Annotated in this window: 23 protein-coding genes; 6 read left to right on the forward strand and 17 right to left on the reverse strand. The window is 35.3% G+C overall.

Going from position 1 to position 14998, the window contains the following annotated elements; genetic code table 11:
• A complete protein-coding gene (locus H5T45_02825; protein ID MBC7128646.1) occupies positions 1–705 on the forward strand; it encodes a HesA/MoeB/ThiF family protein in 705 nt (234 codons plus the stop codon).
• Positions 702–947 (forward strand): MoaD/ThiS family protein, encoded by a 246-nt coding sequence (locus H5T45_02830; GenBank protein ID MBC7128647.1) that lies wholly within the window; start codon positions 702–704, stop codon positions 945–947. The genes H5T45_02825 and H5T45_02830 overlap by 4 nt, the downstream gene beginning before the upstream one ends.
• Here H5T45_02830 and H5T45_02835 read toward each other — a convergent pair.
• Genes H5T45_02835 through H5T45_02850 form a run of 4 tightly spaced genes read right to left on the reverse strand, consistent with a single transcriptional unit; the run spans position 944 to position 3418 of the window.
• On the reverse strand, positions 944–1798 hold the full coding sequence (locus H5T45_02835) for a type II methionyl aminopeptidase (GenBank protein MBC7128648.1): 855 nt from the start codon (positions 1796–1798) through the stop codon (positions 944–946). The two genes, H5T45_02830 and H5T45_02835, sit on opposite strands and share 4 nt — an antisense overlap.
• Positions 1788–2354, reverse strand: a complete 567-nt coding sequence (locus tag H5T45_02840; GenBank protein MBC7128649.1) for a threonylcarbamoyl-AMP synthase — start codon at positions 2352–2354, stop codon at positions 1788–1790. Before H5T45_02840 ends, H5T45_02835 begins: the two co-directional genes overlap by 11 nt.
• Positions 2323–2787, reverse strand: coding sequence for a TIGR00270 family protein (locus H5T45_02845; protein ID MBC7128650.1), 465 nt, complete (start codon positions 2785–2787; stop codon positions 2323–2325). Before H5T45_02845 ends, H5T45_02840 begins: the two co-directional genes overlap by 32 nt.
• A gap of 13 nt (positions 2788–2800) precedes the next feature.
• Positions 2801–3418, reverse strand: a complete 618-nt coding sequence (locus H5T45_02850) for a methyltransferase (protein MBC7128651.1) — start codon at positions 3416–3418, stop codon at positions 2801–2803.
• A gap of 69 nt (positions 3419–3487) precedes the next feature.
• On the opposite strand from H5T45_02850, the gene H5T45_02855 reads away from it, so the two are divergent.
• Complete coding sequence (locus tag H5T45_02855) at positions 3488–4765, forward strand: phenylacetate--CoA ligase (protein ID MBC7128652.1); 1278 nt, start codon at positions 3488–3490, stop codon at positions 4763–4765.
• Here the strand turns inward: H5T45_02855 and H5T45_02860 are convergent.
• Positions 4734–5249 carry a Holliday junction resolvase gene (locus H5T45_02860; protein MBC7128653.1) on the reverse strand — a complete coding sequence of 172 codons (516 nt, stop codon included), beginning with the start codon at positions 5247–5249 and terminating at the stop codon, positions 4734–4736. The genes H5T45_02855 and H5T45_02860 overlap by 32 nt on opposite strands.
• Complete coding sequence (locus tag H5T45_02865) at positions 5246–7057, reverse strand: hypothetical protein (GenBank protein ID MBC7128654.1); 1812 nt, start codon at positions 7055–7057, stop codon at positions 5246–5248. The genes H5T45_02860 and H5T45_02865 overlap by 4 nt, the downstream gene beginning before the upstream one ends.
• Positions 7058–7234: 177 nt before the next feature.
• Between H5T45_02865 and H5T45_02870 the strand changes: the two genes are divergently transcribed.
• On the forward strand, positions 7235–8209 hold the full coding sequence (locus H5T45_02870) for a polyprenyl synthetase family protein (GenBank protein MBC7128655.1): 975 nt from the start codon (positions 7235–7237) through the stop codon (positions 8207–8209).
• Positions 8206–8856: a hypothetical protein gene (locus H5T45_02875; GenBank protein MBC7128656.1), complete on the forward strand. Its 651-nt coding sequence runs from the start codon at positions 8206–8208 to the stop codon at positions 8854–8856. The genes H5T45_02870 and H5T45_02875 overlap by 4 nt, the downstream gene beginning before the upstream one ends.
• Positions 8857–8858: 2 nt before the next feature.
• Here H5T45_02875 and H5T45_02880 read toward each other — a convergent pair whose 3' ends face one another.
• The 8 genes from H5T45_02880 to H5T45_02915 form a co-directional block, all read right to left on the reverse strand.
• Entirely contained in the window at positions 8859–8996 is a 138-nt protein-coding gene (locus tag H5T45_02880; protein MBC7128657.1) for a hypothetical protein, read from the reverse strand.
• Entirely contained in the window at positions 8993–9181 is a 189-nt protein-coding gene (locus H5T45_02885; protein MBC7128658.1) for a hypothetical protein, read from the reverse strand. The genes H5T45_02880 and H5T45_02885 overlap by 4 nt, the downstream gene beginning before the upstream one ends.
• A 26-nt stretch (positions 9182–9207) precedes the next feature.
• Complete coding sequence (locus H5T45_02890; protein ID MBC7128659.1) at positions 9208–9381, reverse strand: hypothetical protein; 174 nt, start codon at positions 9379–9381, stop codon at positions 9208–9210.
• Positions 9382–9384: 3 nt separating this feature from the next.
• Positions 9385–9621 carry a DUF169 domain-containing protein gene (locus H5T45_02895; GenBank protein MBC7128660.1) on the reverse strand — a complete coding sequence of 79 codons (237 nt, stop codon included), beginning with the start codon at positions 9619–9621 and terminating at the stop codon, positions 9385–9387.
• A gap of 48 nt (positions 9622–9669) precedes the next feature.
• Positions 9670–9825 (reverse strand): hypothetical protein, encoded by a 156-nt coding sequence (locus tag H5T45_02900; GenBank protein MBC7128661.1) that lies wholly within the window; start codon positions 9823–9825, stop codon positions 9670–9672.
• A gap of 69 nt (positions 9826–9894) precedes the next feature.
• Entirely contained in the window at positions 9895–10125 is a 231-nt protein-coding gene (locus H5T45_02905; protein MBC7128662.1) for a TM0996/MTH895 family glutaredoxin-like protein, read from the reverse strand.
• On the reverse strand, positions 10122–10478 hold the full coding sequence (locus tag H5T45_02910; GenBank protein ID MBC7128663.1) for a winged helix-turn-helix transcriptional regulator: 357 nt from the start codon (positions 10476–10478) through the stop codon (positions 10122–10124). Before H5T45_02910 ends, H5T45_02905 begins: the two co-directional genes overlap by 4 nt.
• A complete protein-coding gene (locus tag H5T45_02915; protein MBC7128664.1) occupies positions 10475–11551 on the reverse strand; it encodes a permease in 1077 nt (358 codons plus the stop codon). The genes H5T45_02910 and H5T45_02915 overlap by 4 nt, the downstream gene beginning before the upstream one ends.
• A 100-nt stretch (positions 11552–11651) precedes the next feature.
• Between H5T45_02915 and H5T45_02920 the strand changes: the two genes are divergently transcribed.
• Positions 11652–13187 carry a lysine--tRNA ligase gene (locus tag H5T45_02920; GenBank protein ID MBC7128665.1) on the forward strand — a complete coding sequence of 512 codons (1536 nt, stop codon included), beginning with the start codon at positions 11652–11654 and terminating at the stop codon, positions 13185–13187.
• Here the strand turns inward: H5T45_02920 and H5T45_02925 are convergent.
• The 3 genes from H5T45_02925 to H5T45_02935 are packed head-to-tail and all read right to left on the reverse strand — an operon-like array spanning position 13169 to position 14524.
• Positions 13169–13798, reverse strand: a complete 630-nt coding sequence (locus tag H5T45_02925; GenBank protein MBC7128666.1) for a hypothetical protein — start codon at positions 13796–13798, stop codon at positions 13169–13171. The two genes, H5T45_02920 and H5T45_02925, sit on opposite strands and share 19 nt — an antisense overlap.
• A complete protein-coding gene (locus H5T45_02930; protein MBC7128667.1) occupies positions 13785–14291 on the reverse strand; it encodes a hypothetical protein in 507 nt (168 codons plus the stop codon). The genes H5T45_02925 and H5T45_02930 overlap by 14 nt, the downstream gene beginning before the upstream one ends.
• Complete coding sequence (locus tag H5T45_02935) at positions 14267–14524, reverse strand: hypothetical protein (GenBank protein ID MBC7128668.1); 258 nt, start codon at positions 14522–14524, stop codon at positions 14267–14269. Before H5T45_02935 ends, H5T45_02930 begins: the two co-directional genes overlap by 25 nt.
• Between the last annotated feature and the right edge of the window lie 474 nt (positions 14525–14998).

Raw genomic sequence — 14998 nt, forward strand, 5'->3', positions numbered from 1 at the left:
ATGAATAGATATGAAAAGCAAATTCCGATTTTAGGAAAAGAAGGGCAGGAGAAGCTTAAAGAAGCAAAAATTGCTGTTGTAGGGGCGGGCGGGCTTGGCTCTGCTGTTTGCTTTTATCTTGCATCTGCTGGGTTTGGGCATATTAAGATAATAGATAGCGATGCTGTTGAGTTGTCTAATTTGAATAGGCAGATAATTCACTGGGAAGAAGATATTGGAAAGGATAAAGTTTTTTCTGCTGTTGAAAAGTTAAGGAAGTTAAATAGCGAAGTAGAAATAGTTGGAATTAAAGAGAAAATAAGCAGGCATAATATGGACTTGCTTAAAGATGCGGATGCAATTGTTGATTGCCTTGATAATTTTGAATCAAGATATATATTGAATGAAGCATGCCTTGAATATGAAATTCCTCTATTTCACGGAGCATGCAGGGCATTTCAGGGGCAGGCAACAGTTATAATACCATATAAAACTGCATGCCTAAAATGCATTTTTCCTAAAGTCAGGGATGAAAAAAATTTGCCAATTATTGGAAGTGTTGCTGGAACAATAGCAACGATACAGGCAACTGAATTAATAAAATATATAGTTGGAATTAAGCCATCTCTTGAAAATAAACTTCTCATCTATGATGCCCATTTTCTTTCCTACTATCTGGTTGATTTAGAAAAAAATAAAAACTGCCCCGCTTGTAGTAAAAGATGAAGGTAAAAGTAAAATTTTATTCACTTCATCGTGAAATAGCAGGTGAAAGCGAAATTTACTTGGAAATAGAGAAGGGTAAAAAATTGAAAGATGTTTTAAAATTAATTTTTGAAAATTATCAAGAATTGGAAAAGCTTAAAGATTTTACAGTTGCATCACTAAACCATAAATATGCTAATGGAGAGGAATATGTAAATGAAGGAGATGAAATTGCAATTTTTCCACCGGTTGGAGGGGGCTAGGTAATTACCTCGCACCCCTCTTCTCTTACAATTATTGTATGTTCAAATTGAGCAACAATTCCATTCCCCGCATCTACAAGTTTGTAATACGGTGCTATAATTTTTCTTTTCATTAAAAATGAAATTTTAAAAGAAGTGTCATTTCCATAAATGCTACGAAGCCATCTTTCAGCAAACGGCAAACCATTAAATTTTCTCTCTATTTCTTTTGCAAAAGGAGAATGCCTCGCAATTCTATATATGTTTCCAATTCCCTTATCCACTACATATCCCGCTCCATCACTTGCAAATGGTTCAACTGCTATAACCTGTCCTTCCTTAAGAGCTATTTTAATGTCATTTGCTATGTTTGGAATTGAAATCCCTGCATGAAGATTATATCTGCCCAGAAGATGGCCATTCAAATTTTTAACCGGCTTAAATCCATACTCTCTTATTTTTTCTTCTATTTTCCTTCCTATTTCCCCAACTGTTACGCCATTTTTTATTATCTTTATTGCCTCCTCCAAAGCCTCTTTCGATGCCCTTATCAACGCATCCCTGTTTTTTGCATCAATCTCTATTGTTTTTGCGGTATCAGCTATGAAACCATTCACATGTGCCCCTACATCAACCTTTACAACATCTCCTTTTCTGAACTCGAGTTTATCCCCCATAGATGGCGTATAGTGGGCGGCGACGCTATTTACGGAGATATTCACTGGAAAGGCAAGCTCAGCCCTGGCTTTTATATATTCTTCTATTTCCTCAGCAACTTCAAAATAACTTTTTCCTTCTTTTATGCTCCCTATACCCTTTTCGAGAGCATTTTTTGCAATTTTCCCCGCCTCCTTATAACTTTCATATTCCATATATTTCCTCCCTGCTTATTGCTCCTTCCCTTAGGATTTTTATTCTCCCTTCAGATACATCTATTACGGTTGATGCCCTGCCTGGTAGAGAGCCAGCGTCTATATAAAGAGCTACATTGCTTCCAAGCTGTTTTTTTGCTATATCTATGCTTTTTGGCTCCTCCCTTCCATGCTTATTTGCACTTGTTGATGTTATCGGCAAGCCTTTCGCTATTTTTCTTGCTATCTCATTTGCTGGAATTCTTATTCCAATTTTTTCCTTTCCAAGTAAATCAGGCAGGCTATGCTTTTTTTTAAGCACAAGAGTTATTGGTCCCGGCAAAAACTTCTCAGCAATTTTATAAGCAAGTTCATTCATGAAGCAATATTCCTCTATTTCCTCAATGTCTGAAATAGTTATTGATAATGGCATATCATATGGTCTTTCTTTCAAATCAAATACTTTTTTAACTACCTCACTTCTTGTTGCATCTCCTCCCAAAGCATAAAGTGTATCTGTTGGGTAAACAATAATCTTTTTTTCCTCAATCGCTTTCCTTGCTTTTTCTATCAACATTTTTAATCAAATCCCCCAGCGTAACTGCCTTAACATTTTTTGGCTTCAATGGCACACTTCCAACCTCGCAAAAAAGATTTATTTCAAGGAATTTCTCAAGCTTTTTAACAGTTTCATCTGGAGGGCGGAGTTCTTCATTTTCTATTTTTGCAATTGTTATTGTTTTTTCTCCTATTTTTGCTCCGAGTTGTTCTCTTGTAAGTCCCTTTCTTTCTCTTGCCTCCTTTATTTTACTGCCCCATCCTTCGACAAGTTCTTTTTTCATTTCATCAAAAACATCCTTTGAATAGGGTACTGATCTCTTGATCCTTACCGCAACTTTTTCGGGCAAGATTATACCATATTTAGTGCATTCCTTGCAAACCATCATTTCTGAGCCTTCAATCAGTGTTCTAAAAAGTTTTGTATCCTTCCCGCACATCTCACATTTCATTGCTATAAAATATTTAGTAGGATATAATATTTTTCGATTTTCTCGAATTTATCATAATTACCTCATAATAAGCAATTCTTTTTTTATGAAATGGTAAGCATGCTTTAAGAGGAAATTTATATTCTCTTTTGTAACATATTCTCCATCCATTTTCTCCAATAAATTTTTTTAAAAAATCTTCAGTATTCTTCAAATGAAGGGAATATATGCATTCTGTCAGCTCCATCGCTTTTTTTAGAAAAATTCTATCCGCATGCCTGCTCGCATATTGGGCGCCGAATGGCGGGTTCATTACTGTCACATCTCCCTTTATATCAAAATTCTCGACATCTTCTACAAAAAAATCTATATCAAGACCCATTTTCTCCGCCTCCTTTTTTGCTATCTCAATTAAATTTTCGTCTATATCAACGCCTATAACTCTTTTTGCATTCAAAATTGCGGAGCCAATTGAAAAAATACCAGTTCCACATCCAAGGTCAATAACAACTTTTCCATTAATATCATCTCTTGCAATCCAGAGCATATCAGATGCAATTTCTGCTGGTGTAAAATATTGCTCAAGATTTTCCTTTAATCTCATTTCCTTGTAAATTTTCTGAAGCATTATTTCCAAATCCTTCTTTTTCACATTTTTATCCTTATTTTTATATAAAAATCTTGTTGCAAAAATAATTTATATCATGCATTAATAAGCAATATGTTTAATCCAGAAATGGAAACAATCAGCAGAAAGGAGCTTGAAGAAATTCAGCTTAAAAGATTAAAAAAGATAGTTATGCATGCTTACAAACATGTTCCTTTTTATAGGAAAAAATTTGATGAAGCTGGAATAAGCCCGAGAATAAAAAATCTCGAAGATATAGAAAAACTTCCATTTACAACAAAAGATGATTTCAGAAAAAATGCTCCCTTCGGAATGCTTGCCTATCCCTTGGAAGAATATATTGAATTGCATGCTTCCTCTGGAACAACTGGTGAGCCAATAACCGTTTGCTATACAAAAAAAGATATAGAGGTGTGGGCTGAGGTGATGGCTCGATGCCTTGCGATGGCTGGCTTAACTAAAAAGGATATATTTCAAATTCCAATACCCTATGGCACATTTACAGGGGCATTTGGCTTCCATTATGGCGGGCAGAAAGTGGGGGCGCTGATTGTTCCTACTGGGAAAGGTGAGAGTGAGAGGCAGATAAGGCTTATGAAATATTATGGAACAACTTTCATAGCTGGGGTTGCTTCCTATGCCTTACATCTCTCAGAAGTGGCAAAGAAAATTGGGATTGAGCCATCTGAGCTTAAAGTAAGGAATGGAATATTTGGGGCGGAGATGTTTTCAAAGGCAATGAAAGAGAGGATAAGCAGGGATTGGAATATGGATGTGCATGATATATATGGTTTAACCGAAATGTGTGGGCCAGGTGTTTCTGCTGATTGCGACGAGCATGATGGCCTGCATTTATGGGAAGACCACTTCTTTGCAGAGATAATTGATCCGGAAACCGGGGAAAGAATTGAAAAGGAGGAAAAAGGAGAGCTTGTTTTAACAACCCTTACAAAGGAAGGATTGCCTGTCATAAGATATAGAACAAGAGATATAACTTTCTTCTACGATGGAATATGTAACTGCGGGAGAACCCATCTAAAGCATGCCTTTATAACTGGAAGAAGCGATGATATGGTAATAATAAAAGGGACAAACATATTTCCAAGTCAGATAGAGGAAATTATAATGAAAAATCCACACGCGGGAAACAACTGGCAGATGATTATAGAAGATAACTTAAAAATAGTTGTGGAAGGTGCTAAGAGTTATAGCAGAGAGGAAAAGAAGAAAATTGAAGAAGAAATAGGAAGGGAAATAAAGATAGTTACAACATTAAGCGCAGATGTAGAGGTTGTTGATCCCTTTACTCTTCCAAGAAGTGAGGGGAAAGCTAAGAGAGTTATTGACAGGAGGAGTTCAGCAGTGAAATAAAATCAGATAATCTCATTCCTTTTTCCCATCTCATGATGTAATTTCCATCCTTGCTTTTTTCAACTTTTGGAATTTTTTCATGAATTCTCCTAATATTTCCTTCAATATTCATATCCATCGTAAATATTCTCCATGTCTCATCTCTTATCCCCTTAAGGCGATAGGCAAAGATAGGCAGAACCTTTGATTTTTCGCATTTTTCAAGCATTTCCTCCGCCTTCTTCTGCATCCTCCCCTTTTCATGGCTGAATAAAATTTCCTTTTCTTTCCTTGCCTTTATCTCGGCTAGAAGGGAAATGTCCCCTCTTACCGCAACAATATCTGCTATTCCAAGCGAGCCAGCAGCCCTTACAGTTATAAAAGGATATTCTATAATTTTTTTATAAATTTCCTTCCTTTCATCGCTTAGATTTTTTGTTACCCTTTCAATAATTTCTCTATTTCCTGATAAAATTTCTTTCAGCTCTCTTTCATATATGCTCAAGTATAGCCCCCTATCTTAAGAGTTGGGTCTCCAAGTAAAACAAACCCTTGGATTGTATGAAGATGCCATGGCTGATAGGGCAATTTAAATTTCTCCACATATTTTGAAACAGCATAACCCCATGTTTCGCCAAGCATATCCTTCCCTTCACTATAAGCCTTGAATACATTTAATTCCATATACCCATATCCTGACTCAACGCTATCATCCTCATTTATCCCGTCTCCATCCAAGTCGCCTTCTTCGCCAGGCGTCGCCACCGGGAAGCATGTGTAGCCCATTCCAGCAATTGCCCCACCATTAATCTTTTTAATGAACCATGAAGTTAAGTCAGCAGGTGACGGAAAGCCGCTTGTCCATGGAAAATCTGTCATGCTTATGTTGAACATTGCAGTATGGCATCCACCTACAACAACTATCGGATATTCACTATTTTTGAATAAAGGCAAATCAAGAACATCCAATCCTTTTTCCCATTCATCAAAATTTTCTGGCTTATGGGTGCTCCATGAAATAGGGCTTCCATGTCCATGGAAATGCATGAATGTTGCTCCATTGCCAAGAGCATTCTTTATATTTTCTGGATTGACATCCGTCACACTTGCATAAACTTTTTTTATTTCATACGAAGAGAGGTAGGAAGCTGTTTTATCAGTAACTATCTCTCCTTCATAACCTTCTGTTTCAAAATTATCCCCCGCAATAAGAACAGCTTTTTTGGATGTGCCTTTATTTTCGTATGAAATTATTTTATCTATCATAATTTTCAATTCAGTTTTACTTCTACAAGGAAGTCTGCCAAGATATATATCAGGGTATAAATCCATTTGATCTTTCAGAAATCCACTTTTCTTCCATTCCGCATATATTCCATTTCCATCTGTATCCCAGGAAGAGAAACTATAATTTCCATCATATATATCAGCAAAATATAAATCGCTTGCATATTCATTTTCATCCGCCCAGTATATGCCCGCATATCTTGCAGGCATGATCCATTCCTCGCCTATGCTATATTTTCTTCCCCCTACAAGCATAACATATTTTATTCCCCATTCCTCAATTGCATTTTTAATGAAATATTTCACTTTTTCAGCATCATCCCTGCCATTGCAGGGGAAATACTTGCTACTGTAAATTTCATTTAGCCCCACTACTATTGTCTTTATTCCCTTGCTTTCCTTATGCTGCTTCAATGCTTCAATCTCGCTCAGCCATGCATCTGGTGAAATTATTAAGAAATCATATAGCGAGGCACTTTCAGTTTTTTCTGGCAGAACATAATCAATTTTTACATCAAAATTATCTGAATAAAATAATTTTCCGCTTTCATAAATTACAGGATATATATTCAAAATTAAAATTGTAAAGTGCTGCCCTTCAACAATACCTCCCAATGTTTCATACTCATACCAACTCTCAGGAAATCTTAAATTTATATCACTTTTCAATCCCCCCGCAACCTTCCCAGGCGGCGCAAGAGCGGGAGCAAAAGAAATGGTTGCATCTATCTGCTTTATTTCAGCTGGCTCTGCTTTTAAGAAAATCTTTGTTCCTGCTGGAAATAAAAATGTTTTTCTATAAACTGGCAGAATCGGCATATTTTCCACAATTATCTGCGAGCATCCTTCTAGAGCAATTTTTGTTTTTTCTCCATTCTTTATAATTTCAGGCTCACCAAAATTCAGCGAAATTTCCATTGAATTTATTGCTATGTTCTCTTCCTGTTTGGATATATGCGTGTTAAATGTTGCGGTTGCCCCCATATTCAAAACTATTATTACAACAAATAATGCAAACTTTTTCATACGGATATATACAAAACCTATTTTTAAAATTAACCAATTTGATTTAACATTGGCAGGCCTTCATTGCCCCTCTTCATTACGCCCTCATAAAAATTTTAAAATATTAAAATATAAGTTCGATAGCATCCAAAAACTTGTGAGTTAAATACTTATATTATTTTTCTATTTAGGGTTCATATGCCAGAAGAAGCCATTGACTTTGAGCAATTTTTCAAAGATGTGCAAGCAGAGATAAGAAAGGAAATTGGGAAAAGATTCAATGACGAAGATATAAGATATGCAATGCTTGGTGGAAAACTTCTCAGGCCTGTAATGCTTATCCTCTCCTTTAAGGCATGCAACGGAAAAAATGAAAAATATAAAAAAGCAGTTGAAAGCGCCATTGGGGTTGAGCTTGCCCATTCCGCTTCCTTAATTCATGACGATATAATGGATGGAGATATGGAAAGAAGGGGAAAGCTTGCCCTTCATGCTATTAAAGGAATAGGGGCTGCGATACTTATAGGGCATAAAATGATAAATGAAGCATTCAGAATATCACTTGAGCACGGGGAAAATAATGCAAAAATATTTCTCGATACTTGGAATGAAACACTCAATGGCCAATTAAAAGATATAGATTTTACCTCCCACATAGAAAACCTTTTACTCAGCAGAAAACCCGAAAAATTACTCGAGGAATATTTCAGGATAATAGAGATGAAAACCGCGTCGCTTTTTGCGGCTGCCTGCAGGGCGGGCGCGATCGAGGCGGGCGCAGAAGAAAAGGTGATTTTGCTGATGAAAGAATACGGGAAGGAAGTAGGTATTGCATACCAGCTTGCTGATGACCTTGTTGATATTGTTGAGGGGAAGAAGATAGAGGAAGGAATAATAATGCCGATTGTAAAAATGTACGGAAAAAATGTTGATAAAAGTGTCTTGGAAAACATAAGGAAAGAAGGGAAGAAATTGATAGAAGAAATGCTTCAAGAAGGAGGAAAGGATATAAAAGAAATATACAAAAAGGAGATAAAAAAGCATATAAAAAAGGCGGTTGAAATCGCATCTTCAGATCTGCTAAATGATACTGTTTATAAAAAATTGCTAAAAGAAGCGCCATTTTATATTGTAAATGAAATGATAAAAGGAATTGAAATGAGGGTAGAATGAGTATAGAAGCAAAAGGAATGCTTTCTCCTTTTACAATACTCACATGCGTAATTACGGGTGGTTTTTTTCCTTTACTTGGCTCTTTCTTCTACTCCCTTTTCTATGATAAAATATACTGGAATGGAGTTATACTAACAGCCATTGGTGGCTTCATCGCCCATTATTTCCTTGCGCATACAATTCATGATTTGATTCACTTAAAAATTGAAAAGAGGGTTACAACAAGTGAAAAAACACTCAAAGTTCTTTTTGTAATATCAGCAGCAATTCTCCTTTCAATAGCAATATATCTTGCATACTATTCAGGATGGCCAGTAATTGTGTTTGCTGTTATAGGAGCAATAACATGCTTATATGCTGAAGGATTAATTCATCATGAATCGCAGATGGCATTTGGAGCAATGTTTCTTGTAATCGGCTCTTTCTATGTTCAATATGGATACTTCAAGGTAGAAATTCCAGTGAAGGCATGGGTCGAGCTATCTTTACTTTCTCTATTTGCATTTTTCAGCCAGTATGGATGGCTTCTTTTTTATAGAATAGATGACTATGGTTTCAGTGCTAAAAAGAAAAATGAGAGCATACTAATAACAAAGCTTGGACTGATTTTTTTAGTCCTTTTATTTTTAGTTCATTCCCTGTTTTAATTTTATATCTTATTTACTTCCATTATCTTATTCCAGCAATCCCTGCATAATGGTATGCGCTTAACAGAACAGCATCCTCTATAGTTCAGATATTTTGCATCCTTCTCTTCTATTTCCTTTCCGCATGAATCACATTTCATTTTGCCCCCTCCTTTATTTTTCTTGCAATTATTTCCTTTGCTTTTTCAATTTCATTTTTATCAATCACATTTTCTAAACTCTTTTCTTCATATAAAGATTTCTTTTTCATTCCTATGTCTCTAGTAAGCACAATACTCTCCACCTTATAGCCAGCTTTTTCCAATATTTTCTTTGCACATTCCATAGGACAACCATCAACAGTAATTATCTTTACTGATGCATCATTTTTCCCTTCACACTTTCCACATTATTTGGAATTGCAGCAAGGCATCCAATGCATATTTTTTCTCCTTCTTGCTTGATTGCCTCCATGCTGGCTATTGCCGTTGCTATTCCAGTGTTTGAAAATCCTCCAAAGCATGCATAGATTATTTTACCCTTCATTTTTCACCTCTTCATTAATTTTATTGCTTCTTCTATTGTATCGAACCTATTATAAGGAATTCCAATCATTGCCTCATCATCCTTTAAGTCAGATGCCTCTCTGCATCCATAGCATCCAAAAGAAGCATTTGTTTTTCCATAGAGATATACATATGCTATTACATCAACGCAACATGCCTGAATTACAGAAGTAGAGAGGCTATTGTGCTCCTCGCGATATATATCTGCAAGCAGGCTCAAAATCTGCTTTTTCCAGAGGCATTGCTAAAACTGCTCTGAATTGCTCTTTTAATCTTGGATTTCTTCCATTGTTTTTCTACCCGCTTCTTCACTGAGAAATAAGCCAAGATTGCAGAGCATTTTTCCAGATGAAATTTTCTCTGGTAAGGGAGCAAAGTTAAAAAAGTGGTATTTCCATGTTTTGCTTCCATAAGCATCTGGCATGCCCTCATTGATTTTTTGCGAATTTTTTGAATTTTATCGCTGTTGGGCTATATCTCAAGCCTTCTTTCATCATCCTATCATTTCCTTTATTTCCTCCTTACTTGGTATCCTTCCCGCTACCTTTATTTTTCCATCTATTGCAAGTGCAGGCGTTGCTATTACTCCACGATTTATTATTTCTCCAATATCCTCAATCTTTACAATTTCTATGTCTCTTCCTATTTCTTCAACTGCTTCCCTCACCCTTTTTTCAAGCGCTTTGCACTTCGCACAACCAGTGCCGAATATCTCAATCTTCATTTTATCACCTCCTTAATTTTTTCAATCAATTTAAGCAACTTTTTCCCTTTTTCTGTCAAGAAATAGACAGTGTAATTTCCGATATTTTTTGATTTAATAATTCCATCTTTTTTCAACCTCGAAATATGATATGAGCATTTTGAATAAGGGCAATTAATCAGCTGAGCAAGCATGCAAACACACATTCTCTGAATGCCTAAAGCATAAATTATTTTCAGCCTTTTTTCATCAGCTATTGTTTTTATAAAATCAGCAAATTCTTTATCAATTTTCCTCTCAACCATCGAAACTATTTTTTCAAATCCGCCCTTTTCAGCAACTTCTTTCCTTATTCCTTCTGGAATTTCAATCAAGCAATCACCCCGAAAAGATATCCTATTAAAGTAGAAAAAACCACAACAAGAGAAATATAAACAGCGGTCTTTTTTACCCCCATAATGCGAGAAAGCACAACCATATTCGGCAGGCTTACAGAGGGGCCAGCAAGCAGCAGAGCCAGAGCAGGCCCGCCGCCCATGATTCCAGCATGATAGCCAAATAAATCATTCACAATTGGAACTTCAAGAAGTGTTGGCATATAAAGTAAAGCTCCTATTATTGAGGCGATAAAGCAACTTGATAGGCTATTCCCTCCTATATAATTTTTTGCAAGAACACCAACCGCTCTATCTGGTTCCTCTCCAGTATACTGGGAAGCAATTCCCCCTATTACCCCAACTAAGAATACACCAGCAATTAAAACAGGAAAAATTTTTTTGGCAAGCCACCATGTTTCATGTCCCCAATTTTTAACCTCTTCTCTTTCATAGTAAAAAATAAGGGCATAGGAAATTAAAATTGTAAGCAGGTATATTACGGGGAATTTTATATTCCAGCTAATTGGAGATGTTGCTACAATCAAAATTAGAATAAGGGAAACAAAAACAAAGATTTTGTCCCACCTTTTCTTTTCTTTCTTCTTATATTCAAATTGATTATTCAAATTTTCTTCGTCATGCTTTCTGAAAATCAGCGCCATAACAAGCCCGATTAATATTGCCATTAAAACCGCAAATACAGCTCTGGCAATACCTATCTTAAATCCGAGAACACGGGCAGTCAAAACTATTGCAAGCACATTTATGGCTGGGCCGGAGTAAAGAAAAGCGGTTGCTGGGCCTATCCCGCCGCCCCGCTTGTATATTCCTGAAAAAATTGGCAGGATTGTACAGCTGCAAACAGCGAGTATTGCTCCAGAGACGGAAGCGATGGAATATGATATATACTTTTTTGTTTTAACGCCAAAATATCTTAAAATGCTTTCTTTTGATATAAAGGCAGAAATTGCTCCAGCAATGAAAAAAGCGGGAATAAGGCAGGTTAATACATGCTCTGAAAGATAGCTTGCAACTGCATTTATCCCAGCTTTCAATATTTCATATATCATATTATTTCAATTTTTTTTGAAATAGCATAGATAGTAAATATATAAATTTTATCATTTTTTGATTTCCCCAAAAAATATATACTTTCTATTTTATCCTTTTGTGCACTGGGCGGATGTGATTGCTGAAAAACTTTATGAGCAAAAAAGAAAGCATATTTTAGCTACTGCTATAACTCCTTCTGGCCCAATTCATGTTGGAAATTTAAGAGAAGTGATGACTACTGAAGCAGTTTATAGGGCATTGAAGGAAAAGGGGGGAGATGGAGAGCTTATATATATAGGAGATACATTTGACCCTTTAAGAAAGGTTTATCCTTTTTTGCCATCAAGTTATGAGAAATATGTAGGGATGCCAGTAGCAGATATACCATGCCCTTGCAATGAACATGAAAGCTATGCACATCATTTTCTTGAACCATTTCTTGAAAGCATAGAAAAGTTGGGTATAAAGCCAAAAATATACTATGCACATGAGCTTTACAAAAAAGGAGTTTATAATGATGCAATAAAAACATCTCTGGAAAATGCGGAAAGAATAAGAGGTATTTTATCAAGCGTTTCTGGAAGAGATCTGCCAACATCTTGGGCACCCATAAATATAAAATGCGAAAAATGTGGAAAATTAATGGGGGAGATGGAGTCGTATGATTACCCTATCGTAAGTTATAAATGCAAATATTGTGGGAATGTAGGAGATTTAGATATAAGAGAGGGTGGAACTGCAAAACTTCCATGGAGAATTGATTGGCCAGCAAGATGGAAAATTTTCGGTGTAACCTTCGAGGCATTTGGAAAAGACCATGCCGCAGCTGGAAGCTCATGGGATACTGGAAAGTTAATCTCGAAGGAAATTTTTGGTTATGAGCCGCCGATGCCACTGGTATATGAATTCATAAATTTAAAAGGTAGGGGGGCGATGCACGGCTCCACTGGCGTTGCTATATCTGCCGAAGAGGTTTTGAGAATTATGCCTCCAGAAGCTATTCGTTTCCTCTTTATGAAATATGAGCCATCCCGCCATATAGATTTTGATGCAACATATGGAATAATAAATCTTATGGATGAATATGATAAATATGAGAAAGCATATTTTGAAGGAGAGGGTGAACTTAAAGAATTTAAGAGAGTATATGAGCTATCTCAGCCTTTTGAAGTTGCAAAAAGGAGGCCAATTTCAATACCGTATCTACATCTCGCAATTGTTGCACAGATAGGAAAAAATTTTGATGAAGTTGTTGAAATTCTTAAAAGGAAGAATGATTTGCAGGAATTTGATTTAGAAAGATTGAAAGAAAGATATGAAAAAATAAAATACTGGCTCGGCAGATATGCTCCAGAGGAGATAAAATTTGAATTGAGAAGGGATTTCCCGGATTTGGATCTAGGCAATGAGGACAAAAAATTTTTGGAAATTTTGATGAAAAATTTTGAAGCAATAGAATGGGATGCTGAAAAAATACATTCAACAATTCATGAAACAGCAAAAAATAATAATTTCCCTGCAAAAAGAGCATTCGAACTAATATATTTAATAAGTCTTGCAAAAACAAAGGGACCAAGGGCAGGCTATTTTCTTCAATCTCTTGGAAAGGATTTCATAGTTAAAAGGATAAAAAATTACTTAAATAGGGCATAGGGTATCTCAAAACATTCTCCATTTATTAAGCGAAACACTCTTGCTTCCTTGTTTAATGGATCAATAACCAGCGAGACATGAAATTTTTTGTTAAAATAATTTTTTTGTGTTTCCAAATCAACGCCTGACATAAAGGATGAATAACCTGGATGGGAATGATACCATCCAACTATTATATAATCATACTCTATCTCATCAAGTTTATCAAAAATTTTTTCAAATGCATTTCTTTTGAATTTTACATGAAATGAAGAAGAGTCAAGTTCTGCTGTTATTATGTTAAATGCAATAGTATATTCCTTTTCCCAGTAAAAAACATCTCCTATTATGAATCCCATTGCTTCTTTTCCTTCTTCAGCCATTTCATATGAATGCAAAATCATTTTTTCAAATGCATCCTTTTTTATGTAAAAATTTAGCCCATCCATGAATGGATAGTCAGCAAATCTTTCAAAATTACCAGTTTTCATTTCCTTCAAATTTTTTTCTTTATATACCTCCTCAATTAATTTCCTTATATCATCTTTTGGATAATAAAATATTATTTGCTCGGGCGGCGGCACAAGCCTTCTTTCCTTTTTTTCCTCTCTTTCTATCTTAACCATCTTCATCTATTATTTTTGGCCTGCTTCTCATCTGCTGTGGAACAAATGGATTTTTATTGAAATATTCAGCAGCCCTTGTACAAGTATCGCTCTCAAAAGGATTTTTGGGATTTGGGTAAGAAAGCAATGTTTCAATTCCTTTTATAAAGGCAAGAAGATTTGATTTTACGGACCAGTTATCAAGCAATTTTGTGCATAAATATCCTCCTTCCTCTGGAGGCATTATATTTGGATGGAATATCTCACTTTTCCATCTCACTATCGGTGTTTGATAAGGATAGTCAGAGGTTATTATTATTTTTAATTTATGAGTATATTTTGTTAAAACCTTTCCATCGCTGAAAACTGGGCCAGGTGTATTTACAAGAGTGATATTTATTTCTATAGGAATTTTATTTAAATTTTCATCGCTTGCAATAAAATGATGCGCTGTTTTTTTTCTGCATTCACTGAGTTCATTTTTTATTCTTTTTATCAATATTTCTTTTGGGAGAGGCATTTTCCCCCAACTGGATCAGGTATAAGCTCAATTACATCTTCTTCCTGCAAAAGTGCTTCTTCAACAGTAAGCTCCGCTTGCAGTATTTTTTTACCTATTCTTAAAACATATGCTCCAGGATTTTTCTTCCAGTAGTTTGCGGCTTCCTCAATAATTTCTTCTATTGTATTTTCTTTATTTACATCCATTTTTAGCTTATTTCCTGTTTCAACATCCTTAACAACTATTTTCATTCTCCCCAGAATTAATTTTTTAAAAATTTATAAATTTTTTGCCCTTCTTGGGGTCCGTAGAACAAAAGAAAAGGAAAATGGAATTAAATAGAAAAATAGTATCTTTGCCATAACTGAGAAAATGCAAAGTTATCTCTCTTAGTATTTAACAAAGAATATTTTTTAAAGATTAAAAAATATATTTGAAAACCATAAAGAGCAATTATTCCTATGAAGATGACTAATTTATACAAAGTAATTTAAAACAACTTCAGGAATTGGACAAAATGATTAAAGGTAAAATAGTAGAATTATTTTTATTTATTTTACAGTTCCAAAATTGATGCTGTTAACTTAACCAAAATTTTCAGTAAAAATATGCATCCCATAGAATGCATTTGGTGATAAATGCAAAGGGATGCAATTATTGAAAGAAAAATGTATCGTTATGAGAGATAAAACCAGTGGAATTCATATATTCGTAAGGAGAAGCAG

Source organism: Thermoplasmatales archaeon (genome assembly GCA_014361245.1).
Taxonomy (GTDB): Archaea; Thermoplasmatota; E2; order UBA202; family JdFR-43; genus JACIWB01.